Source organism: Tenacibaculum sp. IMCC1 (genome assembly GCF_054906355.1).
This window is the reverse complement of sequence record NZ_CM142818.1, coordinates 1,071,726-1,086,713: the sequence shown is the minus strand read 5'-3', so window position 1 is coordinate 1,086,713 and position 14,988 is coordinate 1,071,726. Positions and strand designations below refer to the sequence as shown.

Annotated in this window: 17 protein-coding genes; 5 read left to right on the top strand and 12 right to left on the bottom strand. The window is 30.2% G+C overall.

Annotation, left to right across the window (positions count from 1 at the left end; translation table 11 throughout):
• Window positions 1–14: 14 nt before the first annotated feature.
• The 8 genes from ACXIHB_RS04935 to ACXIHB_RS04900 all read right to left on the bottom strand — a co-directional run bounded on the left by ACXIHB_RS04935 (window position 15) and on the right by ACXIHB_RS04900 (window position 6,946).
• Window positions 15–713: a response regulator transcription factor gene (locus ACXIHB_RS04935; protein WP_047789269.1), complete on the bottom strand. Its 699-nt coding sequence runs from the start codon at window positions 711–713 to the stop codon at window positions 15–17.
• Window positions 714–724: 11 nt separating this feature from the next.
• Window positions 725–2,290, bottom strand: coding sequence for a sensor histidine kinase (locus tag ACXIHB_RS04930; protein WP_047789268.1), 1,566 nt, complete (start codon window positions 2,288–2,290; stop codon window positions 725–727).
• Window positions 2,291–2,399: 109 nt separating this feature from the next.
• On the bottom strand, window positions 2,400–2,990 hold the full coding sequence (coaE, locus tag ACXIHB_RS04925; RefSeq protein WP_047789267.1) for a dephospho-CoA kinase: 591 nt from the start codon (window positions 2,988–2,990) through the stop codon (window positions 2,400–2,402).
• A gap of 1 nt (window position 2,991) precedes the next feature.
• A complete protein-coding gene (locus tag ACXIHB_RS04920; protein WP_047789266.1) occupies window positions 2,992–3,921 on the bottom strand; it encodes a YbbR-like domain-containing protein in 930 nt (309 codons plus the stop codon).
• Window positions 3,922–4,002: 81 nt separating this feature from the next.
• Window positions 4,003–4,323 carry a preprotein translocase subunit YajC gene (gene yajC / locus ACXIHB_RS04915; protein WP_047789265.1) on the bottom strand — a complete coding sequence of 107 codons (321 nt, stop codon included), beginning with the start codon at window positions 4,321–4,323 and terminating at the stop codon, window positions 4,003–4,005.
• Window positions 4,323–4,790: a DUF1573 domain-containing protein gene (locus tag ACXIHB_RS04910; RefSeq protein ID WP_047789264.1), complete on the bottom strand. Its 468-nt coding sequence runs from the start codon at window positions 4,788–4,790 to the stop codon at window positions 4,323–4,325. Before ACXIHB_RS04910 ends, yajC begins: the two co-directional genes overlap by 1 nt.
• Window positions 4,791–4,829: 39 nt before the next feature.
• A complete protein-coding gene (gene nusB, locus ACXIHB_RS04905) occupies window positions 4,830–5,768 on the bottom strand; it encodes a transcription antitermination factor NusB (protein ID WP_173361060.1) in 939 nt (312 codons plus the stop codon).
• Window positions 5,769–5,845: 77 nt separating this feature from the next.
• A complete protein-coding gene (locus ACXIHB_RS04900; RefSeq protein ID WP_462099073.1) occupies window positions 5,846–6,946 on the bottom strand; it encodes a Glu/Leu/Phe/Val family dehydrogenase in 1,101 nt (366 codons plus the stop codon).
• Window positions 6,947–7,101: 155 nt separating this feature from the next.
• Between ACXIHB_RS04900 and ACXIHB_RS04895 the strand changes: the two genes are divergently transcribed.
• Both ACXIHB_RS04895 and ACXIHB_RS04890 read left to right on the top strand, forming a co-directional pair.
• Window positions 7,102–8,856, top strand: coding sequence for an ABC transporter ATP-binding protein (locus tag ACXIHB_RS04895; protein ID WP_073181254.1), 1,755 nt, complete (start codon window positions 7,102–7,104; stop codon window positions 8,854–8,856).
• 82 nt (window positions 8,857–8,938) lie between these two features.
• Window positions 8,939–9,301, top strand: a complete 363-nt coding sequence (locus tag ACXIHB_RS04890) for a PUR family DNA/RNA-binding protein (protein WP_047789260.1) — start codon at window positions 8,939–8,941, stop codon at window positions 9,299–9,301.
• 379 nt (window positions 9,302–9,680) lie between these two features.
• Here the strand turns inward: ACXIHB_RS04890 and ACXIHB_RS04885 are convergent, their stop codons facing one another.
• Genes ACXIHB_RS04885 through ACXIHB_RS04875 form a run of 3 tightly spaced genes read right to left on the bottom strand, consistent with a single transcriptional unit; the run spans window position 9,681 to window position 11,984 of the window.
• Window positions 9,681–10,718, bottom strand: a complete 1,038-nt coding sequence (locus tag ACXIHB_RS04885; RefSeq protein WP_462099072.1) for a chorismate-binding protein — start codon at window positions 10,716–10,718, stop codon at window positions 9,681–9,683.
• On the bottom strand, window positions 10,715–11,566 hold the full coding sequence (locus tag ACXIHB_RS04880) for an alpha/beta fold hydrolase (protein WP_462099071.1): 852 nt from the start codon (window positions 11,564–11,566) through the stop codon (window positions 10,715–10,717). The genes ACXIHB_RS04885 and ACXIHB_RS04880 overlap by 4 nt, the downstream gene beginning before the upstream one ends.
• A gap of 1 nt (window position 11,567) precedes the next feature.
• On the bottom strand, window positions 11,568–11,984 hold the full coding sequence (locus ACXIHB_RS04875) for a PaaI family thioesterase (RefSeq protein WP_073181248.1): 417 nt from the start codon (window positions 11,982–11,984) through the stop codon (window positions 11,568–11,570).
• Between the two features lie 58 nt (window positions 11,985–12,042).
• Here ACXIHB_RS04875 and ACXIHB_RS04870 point away from each other — a divergent pair, with 58 nt between their 5' ends.
• The 3 genes from ACXIHB_RS04870 (at window position 12,043) to ACXIHB_RS04860 (ending at window position 13,925) form a co-directional block, all read left to right on the top strand.
• Entirely contained in the window at window positions 12,043–12,543 is a 501-nt protein-coding gene (locus ACXIHB_RS04870; protein ID WP_462099070.1) for an IS1096 element passenger TnpR family protein, read from the top strand.
• Window positions 12,544–12,546: 3 nt separating this feature from the next.
• Complete coding sequence (locus ACXIHB_RS04865; RefSeq protein WP_462099069.1) at window positions 12,547–13,167, top strand: L-threonylcarbamoyladenylate synthase; 621 nt, start codon at window positions 12,547–12,549, stop codon at window positions 13,165–13,167.
• Between the two features lie 89 nt (window positions 13,168–13,256).
• Window positions 13,257–13,925: a hypothetical protein gene (locus tag ACXIHB_RS04860; protein ID WP_462099068.1), complete on the top strand. Its 669-nt coding sequence runs from the start codon at window positions 13,257–13,259 to the stop codon at window positions 13,923–13,925.
• Here ACXIHB_RS04860 and ACXIHB_RS04855 read toward each other — a convergent pair.
• A complete protein-coding gene (locus tag ACXIHB_RS04855) occupies window positions 13,917–14,915 on the bottom strand; it encodes a glycosyltransferase family 2 protein (protein WP_462099067.1) in 999 nt (332 codons plus the stop codon). The genes ACXIHB_RS04860 and ACXIHB_RS04855 overlap by 9 nt on opposite strands.
• Window positions 14,916–14,988: the final 73 nt, after the last annotated feature.

The window sequence follows — 14,988 nt, the reverse complement described above, 5'->3', positions numbered from 1 at the left end:
TATTTAAAATGACATTATTTGTTATCAATTAACCTAAATCCTTCACCATGTATATTTAAAATTTCTACATTTTCATCATTCTTCAGGTATTTACGAAGTTTAGCAATGTATACATCCATACTACGAGAAGTAAAATAGTTGTCATCTCGCCAAATCTTTGTCAACGCCAATTCACGTGGCATTAAGTCATTTTTATGCACAGCTAACATTCGTAAAAGTTTACTTTCTTTAGGTGATAACTTTTGAGGTTCTCCACCTTTATATATTAAATGACGTAGTTTAGAGTTAAAATCAAAAGACCCAATTTTAAACTCAAATTCATCACTGTCGTTTGTCTTTTCTGTTTCTTTACGTTGTAAAATTGCTTTAATTTTATGTAATAAAACTTCAGAATCAAAAGGTTTATTTAAGTAATCGTCTGCACCAACTTGATACCCTTTTAAAACATCTTCTTTTAATGTTTTTGCAGTTAAGAAGATAATAGGAATTTCTTTGTTAGTTGAACGAATGTCTTCAGCTAAAGAAAAACCATCTTTACGTGGCATCATTACATCTAAAATACATAAGTCATATTCTGCATTTTTAAACATAATTAAACCATCTATTCCGTCTTTAGCATGTGTAACATTGTAATCATTTAATGCTAAATAATCTTTAAGAACTGTTCCAAAATTAGGATCGTCTTCTACTAATAATATTTTTTTACTCCCCATTTCTTAATATTTTATATTAATGGTAATTTAACTGTAAATGTGCTTCCTTTCCCTTTTTCACTTTCAACGTAAACGGTGCCTTGGTGACTGTCTATGATTTCTTTTACATAAGCTAAACCTAATCCATGACCTTTTACATTGTGTATATTCCCTTTATGTTCTCTATAAAATTTATCGAACACATACTTTTGAGCATTTCTGCTCATTCCTATACCTTCGTCTTTAATTTTAAAGATAAAGTATTTATTTGTGTTTTCAGAAAATACATCTATTTTAGGTGCACTTTCAGAATATTTTAAAGCATTTTCCAACATGTTAACAACTACATTTGTTAGATGAAATTGATTACCAAGTACTTCAGAAGAAATAGCTTTGAGGTGCGTTGTAACACTTCCTTTTTTATCATCAGTTAATAGTTGTATATGTTCAACAGCTTCTTCAATTATATCGTGCATGTCTACTGCATCCTTACTAATTTCTATTTGATTTTTTTCTAACCTTGAAATTCGTAATACATTTTCTACCTGCCCGTGCATTCGTTTGTTTTCATCACGAATCATTTGAACATACCGTTTCACCTTTTCTTCATCTGATATAATTCTTGGGTTTTTAATAGCATCTAAAGCCAAGTTTATGGTAGCAATAGGTGTTTTAAACTCATGTGTCATATTGTTAATGAAATCTGTTTTTATTTCAGAAATCTTTTTTTGGCGAATTAACTGATACAATGAGGTGGAAAAAGCAGCAATAATAATTCCTATAAAAAATAAAGATAGTATCAATATTTTCATCATACCTGATAACAGGTTCTTTTTTTCATTAGGAAACTTAACATATAGCTTATAATTGCTATTTCCGTCTTCATCTTCTAGTAAAGGGTAATTAATATCCTCTGGTTGTATATTAAAATACCCAGATTTTAATTGAGTAGCTAAACCATCTTCATAAACAACATATTTAAAATCTTGTGTAATATTCATTTTAGCAAACTCTTCCTCTAAAGTATTACTTAGCTCCTTATTACTTATTCTTTGATTAATAGGAAACACAGCTTTACTTCTTCTAAAAGCATGTTCCATAACTTCATCATTCCATGTGTTATATGTTCTGAAAGAAGAATAACGATTTTCGTCTAAAAAAGGTTTAAAATCTTTGTTTTCAGATTTTATTATTTGTGAAAAATAAATATCTTCTTTTCCTGAGTAACGTTTTATAATGATAGAATCATTATCAACAAACTCGTTAGGCATTTTAATACTTTCTTCTAAAATAGTACTACCAAATGAAAACTTTTTTTTACTTACAGTATCAACTTGTTGGAAAAGAAAAGTTGTTATTTCTGCGTCTGTTCTGAGTTTATTGTTTTCAAAATAATCTTTATAATTTTGCTTAAATTCTAAATACTCTCTTTCCTTAATATTTTCGGAGGTACGAGCTAAAGCAATTTTTACATTATTTTTAAATTGTTCCTTTTTATTTTTAATAGCATCATTTATCCAATATACTTGAATGGAGATGATACCTATTAGAGAAATACTCATTAAAACAACAATGAGAATAAAAATTTTCTTGCCCATTACTCAAAAATAAATTAATAAATTTTAGGCGTATAATCTTTTAACTTAGATTAACAAACTTACTATAAAATTAAGACAATTTTAACACAAAAGGTTATTGAAACGTAAATTATTTTCTACTTTTTGTTAAATAATTATGGATTTTTAATACTTCATCTTTTGTTTTTAATAGTGAAATATTGTTAATTAAATAATTAGATTGTAGTATTTTTTTTGTTTCACTCCATTGGTTTTTAATTCTATTTTTTACCTCTTGTATTGTAGTCCTATCTCTTTTGATAACGCGTTCAATTCTTATATGCTCTGGAGCGGTTACTGTAATTATTTTATCACAAAAAGAGTCACTTCCGTTTTCGAAAAGAATTGCATTTTCGTATAATATATAATCTTTAATACTATTTTTTTTTAAGAACTGTTGCAAATGTTTGTTAACAGCAGGGTGTACAATAGCATTAAGAATAGCTAACTTTTTCTTGTTATTAAAAACTATTGAGGCTAAATAAGACCTATTTAGTTTGTGGTTTATATATACTTCCTCCCCAAATTCAGTGATTAATTGTTCTTTTATTCTTTTTGATGTGTTCATTAACTTTTTGGCTTCATCATCAGCAATATAAATAGCAATATTTTCAAATTCTGAAAAGATATTAATTACAGTAGATTTTCCACTACCAATTCCTCCTGTTAAACCTATTACCATGCTATTTGTATATTAAAAAATCAACTTTTTCTGGAACTATTCTCACTAAATCTACCGTTTTAGGGATGTCTTTTATTTTAGGAATAAGATAGTTTATTTCTTTTTTTTTAGATTGTAAATAATCACATTCAACTATAAATAAATCGGAGGTAATGTCATTAAAGTTTTGCAAGCCCACTTTGTATATAACCTTAACCTTTTTAGGGAATATATTAATTCCTTTGGGTGCATTTTTAACAAAAATAGGAACTTCAATTTCACCTTCTGTAAATTTATCAACAGCAATGTTAATTTGTGCAGTAGAATGACTCAATTTAAGCTTTAAGTCTTTGGGTAAAATAATAGAAGAATTGATACTAGTATTTTTAGATAAGTTTTCTAATGTAATGTTTTTTAAATTTAAAAAATTAGTCTCAGTAACATAGGCTTCATCACCAGAGATTAAAACACTGTCAGGAACAATTGTTATGGGTTTAGAAAAGTCATATCCTAGCTGAAAAGAAATGTTTAAATTTGGTTTTAAGGGAACTTTTTTTGAGCTGAGAAAACCAATTTTTAAAGGAATGGTGTCTTTTTCTATTTTAATTAATTCAATATTTGATTTTAGTTGTTCTTGAATTTCATTAAAAAGGTTTTTCGATAAAAAATAGTAATTTGTACCCCTTTTTTTTGAAGCTTTTTTTAGGTCTAGTTTAATGGGGGTATGGTTAATACTAGTAATTAAAAGATTGTATCCACTACTTTTTAATTTTAAAGGAATTTTTTTTATTGGTGTTTCTATTAATGTTTTTTGTTGCGGAAGTTGTGTGTATTCAATATCATATACTATAGTTGTATTATACTCCTTTGATAAATTAATAAGCAACCAGAAAAATATAGATACGGTTAAAAAGCCAAAAAATGTTTTAGGTATGTTAAATTTTGTTTTCAAGAAATTGTTTATTAGTGCAATCTACTAAAAAAAGAAAAAAGTGGGCTCTTAAGCCCACTTTTTTTATAAAATAAATCTCTTTTATTTTTTAGCTTCTGAAGTATGTTTTTTACTCATTTCCATAGAAATGGCTGAACGTTCAAACTTTATTTTACCAGCTCCTGTTTCAATAGTAACGGTGTTATCGGTATCATTAATTTCTACAATTTTACCATGAATTCCACTGGTGGTAACTATTTTAGCTCCTTTTTTAATTTCTGCTTGAAATAGTTTTTCTTTTTTTTGACGTCTCATTTGTGGACGAATAATTAAAAAGTAAAAAACAGCAATCATTGCTACAAAAGGAAGCATATTCATTAAGCTTTCTTGAGAGCTAGCTTGTAAGAAGATGGTTTCGAACATTATGAGTTATTGTTTTTTGGGGTTACCATTCCAGAAATTTTAATAATTTCTCTTCCTTTTTCTGTGTTGGTAGTTAAAGTAATAGATTTAGATTGTTTGTTAACTCTACCATTGGTATTGAAGCTAACTTTAATATTTCCTGTTTTACCAGGAGCAATAGCTTCTTTTGGCCATTCAGGAACAGTACAACCACAAGATGCCTGCGCATTTGTAATAATTAAATCACTCTTACCAGTATTTGTTACTACGAAAGTGGTTTTAACAACTTCACCTTCGTTAACAGTACCAAAGTCAAATTCTTCTTTATCGAAAGAAATCACAGGAGCTCCTAAACCTATAGAGCTATCTCTTTTTTCTGCTTTTTCAAGATTTTCTTTTTTAACTTTTGATGAAGCATTCCCTTGTCCGCATGAAACTAACATTCCTGCAGAAACAACAAATGCTACCATTACTGCTATTTTCTTCATTTTAAAATATTTTTAGTTTGATGTAAAAATACTAATTTATTATAATAAACCTCTACCTATTTTAACCATCTTATTTGAACCTAGGTAGTCTTTGGCTAATTTATCTAAAACTCCATTAATAAAGTAACCACTTTTGTTTGTTGAATAATCTTTTGCTAACTCAATATATTCATTTATGGTAACTCTACTTGGAATTGAAGGGAAGTGTAAAAATTCTGTAATAGCCATTTTAATAATAATCATATCAATATCAGCAATCCTATCAGCTTCCCAGTTAGGAGTTTTCTCTTTAATGTCCTCTTCGTATTTGTGTTGATGTAACATTGTTTTTGTAAATAAATCAGAAACAAAAACTTTATCATCATTGTCTTTATACAAACTACCTAATATGAAAGGCTTATTTGCTTTTTGTTTGTTTAAAGATTTAAGAATCCAAGTATTTACAAAAGGAATATCATCAACCCAAGAAATCATTTGATCTTCAAAATAATCAGCTAACTTTTCATTAGGGGCTACTATATCTCTAAAAAAGTCAATGACAAAGGCTTTATCTATGTTGTAAGAGTTTTCAACAGTGTCCATATACTTTTTGTAAAGGTCACTTCTTTGTAATTCATCTAATAAGATTTTCACATACTCATCATCAAGATCCCAATAATTAAGCTTGTTAAGCTCAACATACCCTTCTAAACTTACACTTTCATTAAGTGAGTTTAAAAGTTTATTGTCTATAAATTTTGTATTTGGGTTGAGTTCCTCTTTTGTAGCTAGTATTTTCTTTTTAGAAAGCTCTATTCTCTTACGAGCTAATTTTTGTACTTCAACTAATAATTGAAGGTTTAAAACGTACAAATCGTACATTTTTTGAATGCTGTGTTTTAAGAATTTTTCTTCCTTAACTAAATCATCGCTATGCGATTGTTGCATCGCATAAACCGACTGCATTACTTTAACACGAATATGTCTTCTGTTAATCATTCTAAAGAACTTTAAAAAAAAGAGCGATAGAAACTATTTCTAACGCTCTGCAAAAGTAAAACTTTTTTATTTTTTATCTAGCTATTTTGCTCTTTTTTGCGAGCATCAATTCTTGCTTGTGCAATATTGAAAGCAGCTTGATGTGTAGTGATATTCTCTTTTTCTGATAAATTAAAAATTTCTAATGTAGTATTGTAAATGTTTTCAGTTCTTTTTAAGCTCTCAGCTTTATCGTAACCAACAACTTCAGCATATACATTAATAATTCCACCAGCGTTAATTAAGAAATCAGGAGCATAAGCAATTCCCTTTTCTTTTAACATTGTACCGTGTTTTAATTCATTTGCTAATTGGTTGTTAGCAGCACCTGCAATTACCTTAGCTTTTAATTGAGCGATACTTTCATCATTAATAGTAGCACCCAAAGCACATGGAGCGTAAATATCAACATCTAATCCAAAAATGTCATTTCCTAACACTACGTTAGCACCATATTTTTTACTTAACTCTTCTAAACGAGCTTCATTAATATCGTTTAAAACAACTTGAGCTCCTTCGTCGGTAATGTGCTTCACTAAAGTTTCTCCAACATGACCAACACCTTGAACTAATACTTTTTTACCATCTAAATTATCTGTTCCAAACTTGTGTTTTGCAGCAGCTTTCATTCCCATGTAAACACCATAAGCTGTTACAGGAGAAGGGTTTCCAGAGCCTCCAATACTTTCAGAAACACCTGTTACATGTGGAGTAACTTCACGGATTATATCCATGTCACGGGTTTCCATTCCTACATCTTCAGCAGTAATATATTTTCCACTTAAAGAATTAACAAACTCACCAAATTTACGCATTAAAGCGTCATTTTTTTGAGTTTTAGCATCACCAATAATAACTGCTTTACCACCTCCAAGGTTTAATCCAGTAACAGCAGATTTGTAAGTCATACCACGAGACAAACGTAACACATCGTTTAAAGCTTCCCATTCACTTCTATATTGCCACATTCTAGTACCTCCTAAAGCAGGCCCTAAAGTTATATTGTGGATACCGATAATTGCTTTTAAACCTGTATCTTCGTCGTTGCAAAAAACGATTTGCTCGTGATTGTCAAAAGATAACTGACCGAACACTGGGTCATTCTTAAGATCTTTAGTATCAATGATTTCTGATGTCATTTGTTTTGTTTTTTTATTTGAGATGATTTGGGTAATCTCAAAAATTAGATGACAAAAGTAAGAAATCGTTAAAACATAAGCAAAAAAAGAGGTCTCAATTAAGGTATCTTTAACAAGACCCTTTTATAAAGTTTAATTTTTATAATAAAATAGAATTGAAAGCATTACAATACTTAAACAAGTACTTTGTTAAATACAAATGGAGGTTATTATTAGGAGTTTTTATAACTGTATTAGCTAAAATATTTACATTAAAAGTGCCTAATTATGTGTTAACTTCTTTAAATGTTGTGGAAGATTATCAATTAGGTAAAATAACTGAAATTTCAGAAGTTAAAAGCATCCTTTTTACAAATATTTTGCTTATAGTAGGGGTAACACTGTTAGGTGGTTTCTTTACATTCTTAATGCGTCAAACTATAATTGTAATGTCTCGATTAATAGAGTTTGATTTAAAAAATGAAATTTATCAGCAATATCAACGACTGTCACTTAATTTTTACAAACAAAATAGAACTGGTGATTTAATGAACCGTATTAGTGAAGATGTTTCTAAAGTTCGTATGTATTTTGGACCAGCCATCATGTATTCATTAAATATGTTAGTGTCTTTTGCAGTCGGTTTTACTCAAATGTATGCAATATCACCAAAGCTCACCTTGTATACAATGATACCTTTTCCTGTTTTATCAGTATCAGTATTTATTTTAAGCAAGCAAATTAATAAACGAAGTACAGTAGTTCAGCAATACCTTTCAAAATTAACAACGTTTAATCAGGAGTTTTTCTCTGGTATTAATGTAGTAAAATCATATGCAATAGAAAGCGCTGTGATTAATAACTTCGATACGTTGGCAGATGCTAGTAAAGATAAAAATATAAACCTATATAAAGTACAAGCGTTATTTTTTCCATTAATGATTTTATTAATAGGAATTAGTAATATCATTGTTTTGTATGTTGGTGGTACTTTATATATTAATGAAGAAATTAAAGTTGGAGCCATTGGTGCTTTTGTTATGTATGTAAATATTTTAACATGGCCAGTAGCTGTAGTTGGTTGGGTAACTTCAATGGTGCAGCAGGCTGAAGCTTCTCAAGAAAGAATTAATGAATTTTTAGAACAAGTTCCTGAAATTGAAAATGCAAATGAAGGAGAAACTATCATTGAAGGAGATATTGAGTTTAATCATGTTTCTTTAGCCTATGAAGACACAAATATCACAGCGTTAAAAGATGTAAGTTTTAAGGTAGAAAAAGGAGAAACACTAGCAATATTAGGAAAAACAGGAAGTGGTAAGTCATCTATAATCAACTTAGTTTCACGTTTGTATGATACTACAGGAGGGACTGTATTAATGGACGGAAAAGATATTAAAACCTGCAATTTATATGATCTAAGAAATCAAATTGGTTTTGTGCCGCAAGAACCGTTCTTGTTTTCAGATACCATTGAAAACAATATAAAATTTGGAAAAGAAGACGCTACAGAAGAAGAAATTATAGAAGCAGCCAAAAACGCGGTTATACACGATAATATTATCGATTTTAAACAAGGCTATAAAACTATTTTAGGAGAGCGTGGTGTTACGCTTTCTGGAGGGCAAAAGCAACGAACTTCTATAGCAAGAGCCATTATAAAAGATCCTAAAATTTTAATTTTTGACGATTGTCTATCAGCTGTAGATACTGAGACTGAAGAGAAAATTTTATCAAATTTAGAAAGAGTTTCTAGTGATAAAACAACGATAATAATAAGCCATAGGGTATCATCTGCAAAAAATGCAGATAAAATAATAATATTAGATGAAGGAAAGATTATTCAGCAAGGTGTTCACAATCAATTAGTAAAAGAAAAAGGGTATTATAAAGATTTATACGAACAACAGCTTTTAGAAAAAGAAATATAGCATTTCGTATTGTCAAGTCAAATATTTTGTTAGATTTGTTGAGAAAATTTAAATAACCAACTATTATTTTAAGTAACGAATTATGAGCGAGAGAGTAGAACAAGAGGAAATCTTTTCACAGGTTTTAAGAGCAGGAAGAAGAACATATTTTTTTGATGTTAGATCTACAAAGGCAGATGATTATTATTTAACAGTGACTGAGAGTAAGAAGTTTACTCATGATGATGGTTCTTTTCATTATCAAAAACATAAAATTTACTTATATAAAGAGGATTTTAGTGATTTTAAAGAGATGTTGAACAAGGCAACAGACTTTATTGTAAACGAAAAAGGATCTGAAGTTATAAGTGAACGTCATCAAAAAGACTATAAAAAAGAAGAAAACGTAACTACAGAAGTAGCTTCTACAGAAAGCTTTACAGACGTTTCTTTCGACGATATTTAACAGAAGAAACTGTTATGCATAACTCTAAACACAAGTGATATTACTTGTGTTTAGAGATGATAATGTGCAGAAAAAAATCAATTCAAATTCAATTTACACTTAGAAAACTGCCAATTGTTGCACAGCAATTGGTGGTTTTATTTTTTACATAAGCGATTTTATTTTGTTTGGTAGTTTTGATGCGAATTCAACCAGCTGCTTATAAGTTAAAGTTCTACCCACTCTACTATTAAGTTTGTCTTCACGCTGGTTAATCCTAAGTAATTTTTGTTTCATAGGAAAGCGAGTTTTGAGTTCACCTAAATATAATAAAAAAAACTGAATTTCAGCAGGTTATGTTTGTTTTGGGGTGAAGTATTTTGTAGAGTAGGTGTTTTTCCTATAAAACTTTTTTCATAGTAGTAGTTTTTGCTACTGTTTCTTGCCATTCTTTTATAGTATTACTGTCGTTTGTAATTCCACCTCCAACATAAATATATACAGTGTTGTTAGAAACTTCCATACAACGAAGATTAACAAATAAATGACTTTCCTTATTGTCTGTATTCAATTCTCCTAAAAAACCTGTATAAAAGCTTCTATGATAGTTCTCATTATTTAAAATAAATTGTTTTGAAGCCTCTAAAGGCATTCCACAAACGGCAGGGGTAGGATGTAAGCTTTTGATTAAAGAAGCAGTATTCGTTTTTAACTTTCCATTAATAATGGTTCTTAAATGGAGTAATTTACCCGCTTTTATAGTTTCAATACCAGATGTTGTAATGTTTAAGGAAATATCAGATAACCTATCAGTGATGTAGTCAGTTACAAATTGTTGTTCTTCTAATTCTTTTGGCTGCCAAGTAACATTAGTTGTGCCATTGTAAACTTGTGTTCCCGCTAAAGCCATAGTAGTAAAATTTTTATCTTTAATACTAACTAAAGTTTCTGGGGTAGCTCCTAACCATAACCCAATTTTAGGATGATACCAAACATATACAAAAGCTGTTGGGTAGTTATTCAGAAGTTTTTGAAAAGTATTAATAAGGCTGAAATCTGATAACTCAATTTTTTCTTTTCTAGAAAGAACTACTTTTTTAAACTGCTGATTTTTAATAGCGGCTATTCCTTTTTCAACCAGTTGAATATGGTTCTCTTCGGAAGCAGTATCAGGAGCATGATTATTATTGTTAGTTTGAGTATCTCCAACAGTAGTTTCTTCTTCTATATAAGTAGATTGGTTTCTAGGAATTAAGATAGCTTTTTCTCTGCTGTCAAACGGAGCAAAAATAAATCCACTCTCATTATAGTTTTCAGAGGTAATTAAGTCGTTGTTTTGTTGGAACCATCCTTTAATTATAGAACTGTTAGGTTTTCTGTAAGTAACAAAAGGTAATTCTTCGTTGAAGGCTTCTTTTATGTTTAAAAAAATACTCAATCTAATTGTTGTATTAAATGTTTTTTAATCGTGTCAAATTTACTCCAAATAAATCCATGACTAGCATCAGGAACGCTAATTAACTCAAACTGATTTTCAGGAAACTGTTCTTTTAAAAATAAAGAGTTTTCAAAAGGTACAATCCAATCATTAGTTCCATGAATACTTACTATGTTGTTAGGGGTAGATTTCCAGTTGTTTTCAAATAGTTGTAAATCTTGTTTATGAGATAACTTTTCTTTGCTCGCTTCTTGCCATATTGGAGGAACCAACCATCGAGTAATTTTCCATTTATATAAATTTAAAGACCATAGCATGGGTTCTACTTCACTATATATAGCAGGAGCCAGCAAAATTACTTTTCTAACTTTTTCTTGTATAGCTAAGGCAATAGGTCCTCCATAAGAATAACCTACAAGAATCGTTTTATCGGGGTTAATATTATGTAAAATATTCTTTAGCATGTCACGCTCAAAAGCAATACTTTCTTGAACTGGATTTCTGTCTTGATAATTGTAACCAATTCTGTCATATGAAATCATATTAGCTTTGCTAAGCAATACACTATCCATCATATATTTTACAAAATCGGTAGAAGAACCTATCGTTCCGTGAACAAAAACCAGTGTAGGTAAGGTAGTATCTTTTATGATTGAAAGTTTTCTGTACTCAAACCCTTTAAAGTTTTCATAAGTAAGGACAGGAGTAGCAGAGCTTCCTGAAAATTTTTCAAGTACTTTTACATCAGATTTAGGAGCAGAAAAATTCCAGAATAAATAATATAAAACAAGGAAAAGCACAAAGAGAGCAATTCCAACGGTTTTTAAGATTTTTTTTAGCAACTTCATGCTATTGTTTATCTAAAACAATATTGGTAATCTTACAAAGTGAAATCAAGTTATCATCCTCATCAACAATTCTCACTTCCCATAAATGTGTAGTTCTACCTTTATGAATCGCTTTAGCGGTAGCAAAAACATGTCCTTCTCGCTTACTTTTTACATGATTAATACTCAGTTCAATTCCTTTAATAATTTTATTAGAGTCTCTTAAAAAAAATGCAGAAGCACAACTACCAACAGATTCTGCCAAAGCAGCTGTAGCACCACCATGTAATATTCCATAGGGTTGATGTACTTTAGATGTCACAGGCATTTTTGCTGTAATAAAATCATCTCCTACATCAACAAACTCTATTTCTAAAGTTTCCATCAAGGTGTTTTTGTTGTAACTGTTTAAGACTGTAAGAGATGCTTGCTTATTCATGGTAACTAAAAATTATCACCCAAAAATACGTATTTTTGTACTGACAAAAAATGATAGAATGTATAAAGTACGCGTAATTTTAGATACGAAAGAAGATGTAATACGAACCCTGTTAGTAAACGAAAAAGCTTCATTAGAAAACCTACACTTTGATATTGCAAAAGCGTTTGGTTTTAACGGACAAGAAATGGCATCTTTTTACCGTACCGATGAAGATTGGAATCAAGGTGAAGAAATTCCTTTATTCAATATGTCAGAAGCAGGAGAAGGAATTTCAATGGCAACATGTATTTTGCATGAAGCCTTACCAAACCAACACGATAAGTTGATTTATGTGTACGATTTCTTACAAATGTGGACGTTTTATGTAGAGGTAATAGAACAGTCAAATGAAGAAGTTACAGAAACAAAAGTGATCTTATCTGTAGGAGAAATCCCAGATCAAGCTCCAGAAAAAGAATTTAAGGCAGAAAATCTTTCAAAAAATATAGATGATGAAATTGATGATGAATTTAATAACTTTGAAAGCCTAGACGATTTTGACTTTGATAATTACTAAGCTATGGCACAATTTATAAAACTGTATAATGACAACCCCAATCCAAAAGAGATTGAAAAAATTGTAAAAGTTTTACAAAATGGAGGGTTAATTATATATCCAACCGATACTGTTTATGGTTTAGGTTGTGATATTACCAATACTAAAGCACTAGAAAAAGTAGCAAGAATAAAAAAAGTAAAGCCAGAAAAAGCCAACTTCTCGTTTGTTTGTAACGACTTAAGCCATTTATCTGATTACGTAAAGCAAATAGATACTGCAACTTATAAAATTTTAAAAAGAGCTTTACCAGGTCCATATACTTTTGTATTACCTGGTAGTAATTCACTACCAAAAGCTTATAAAAAACGAAAAACAGTAGGTATTCGTGTACCCGATAATAATATAGCAAGAGCCATTGTAGCAGCTTTAGGAAATCCGATTGTATCTACATCTATTCATGATGAAGATGAAGTATTAGAATATACAACCGATCCTGAATTAATTTTCGAGAAATGGCAGAATATTGTTGATATCGTGGTTGATGGAGGATACGGAGACAACCATGCATCTACTGTAATCGATTTAACAACCGATGAACCAGAAGTAATTCGTGAAGGAAAAGGAAGCTTAGATATTTTGTAATAATAAAATAAGTTTAGTTGAAATCTTACAAAACCACTTTTTAATTAAAAACACAATCCCTATCTTAGTACAGAATAGAAAAAGGATATATGTTTTTACTGGATAGATTCCCCAACGACAGCGGACCAATATATCAAGAAACCATAGCAGGCAGATTGTCTGTTGAGCCTTTCAATACTTTTAGCAACTTAATTTTTATTGTTCTACTGATTTACTTCGGAAGAAGAATTTATCAAAACCCTAAACAATACCCATTTTTTTTGTTTGCCATTCCAGTAATATTCATCAGTTGGATAGGTGGTACCATGTTTCACGGTACAAGAAGTCATGAATTTTGGTTGTTGTTAGATTGGGTTCCTATCATGATTGTATGTTTAGGAGCTATTATTTATTTCATAGGAAAAATTAAAAAGAAATGGTGGGAACGATTAACGATAATTGTAGCTATACTTTTAGTGTCTATTTTTCCACGATTTTTACCAATACCTTCAGGATATAGAACATCGTTTGGATATGCAGTAACAGCATTTGCTGTAATAACCCCGTTAATATGGTATGCTTATAAGACCCGTTGGAGAAATGTAAAATACATTGTATATGGAGGAGCAGTTTTTGGAATAGCTTTACTATTTAGGACATTAGATAATAAAGTAGTTGTATTGCCCATGGGAACGCACTGGTTATGGCATACTTTCGGCGGAATAGCAGTTTTCTTTTTACTCTATTATATCTATAAGGACGAGCAAAAATTAACGTAATTCGGTAAACTTTTTTCTTCCTTTAGCATAATACTGCCAAACCACAGATGTGTGCTCGTAGTAATTTGGTTTTTTAGGAGATTCTTTTCTCTTTTTTATGAATTTAGGAAGATGCATATAAAAACTAAAATGAGCTTTTAAAATAGCAAATAAGTGGTTAGGTTTCCCTTCCAATAAAAATTTAACACTAGCCAATCCGTCTAAGATTAAACGAGAAAAAATAATTGGGAATAATTTAGCAGAGGGTAAGTTTTTAACTAGGTTGAGTAAACTATTCCTGAAGTTTAAAAAGGTTTTCTTCGGGTTTAACGTGTCTAATGTAGCCCCACCTACGTGATATACAGTGGATACTCCTACATATTTTATAGTATGCTCACTATTTTTAGCGCGCCAACACAAATCAATCTCTTCTTGATGCGCAAAAAAATCTTCATCAAAACCTTGTAGTTGATGAAAAACTTCAGAGCGGATAAAAAAACAAGCTCCAGACGCCCAAAATATTTCAGTAGTATCGTTAAATTGTCCGTTATCAGTTTCTAAGTCACTAAACAAACGACCACGACAATACGGATATCCAAAAGCATCAATAAAGCCACCGCCAGCACCTGCATATTCAAACTTCGATTTATCTTTAAAGTCTAAAATCTTCGGTTGGATAATCGCCGTATTAGGTTCCTTTTTAAAAGTATCAATAATGGGAGTTAACCAGTTCTTGGTAACCTCAATGTCAGAATTTACCAAACAATATACATCTGCATCAATATGTTGTAACGCATCGTTGTAACCTTTTGCATAACCACCATTTTCTGAGTTCTGTACAATTTTTACAGTAGGAAAATGTTGCTTTACAAATTCAATAGAATCATCTGTAGAAGCATTGTCTGCAACATACACTTCAGTTTCTTCTGAACTAAAAGTTATGACAGAAGGTAAAAATTGCTCAAGCAACTTTTTTCCGTTCCAGTTTAATATGACGATAGCTATTTTCAAGACGGCAAATTTACAGTTTATAAATGAATTTTGTAGACCAAAAAGAATCATCTCGACCGAAGGGAGAAATTTA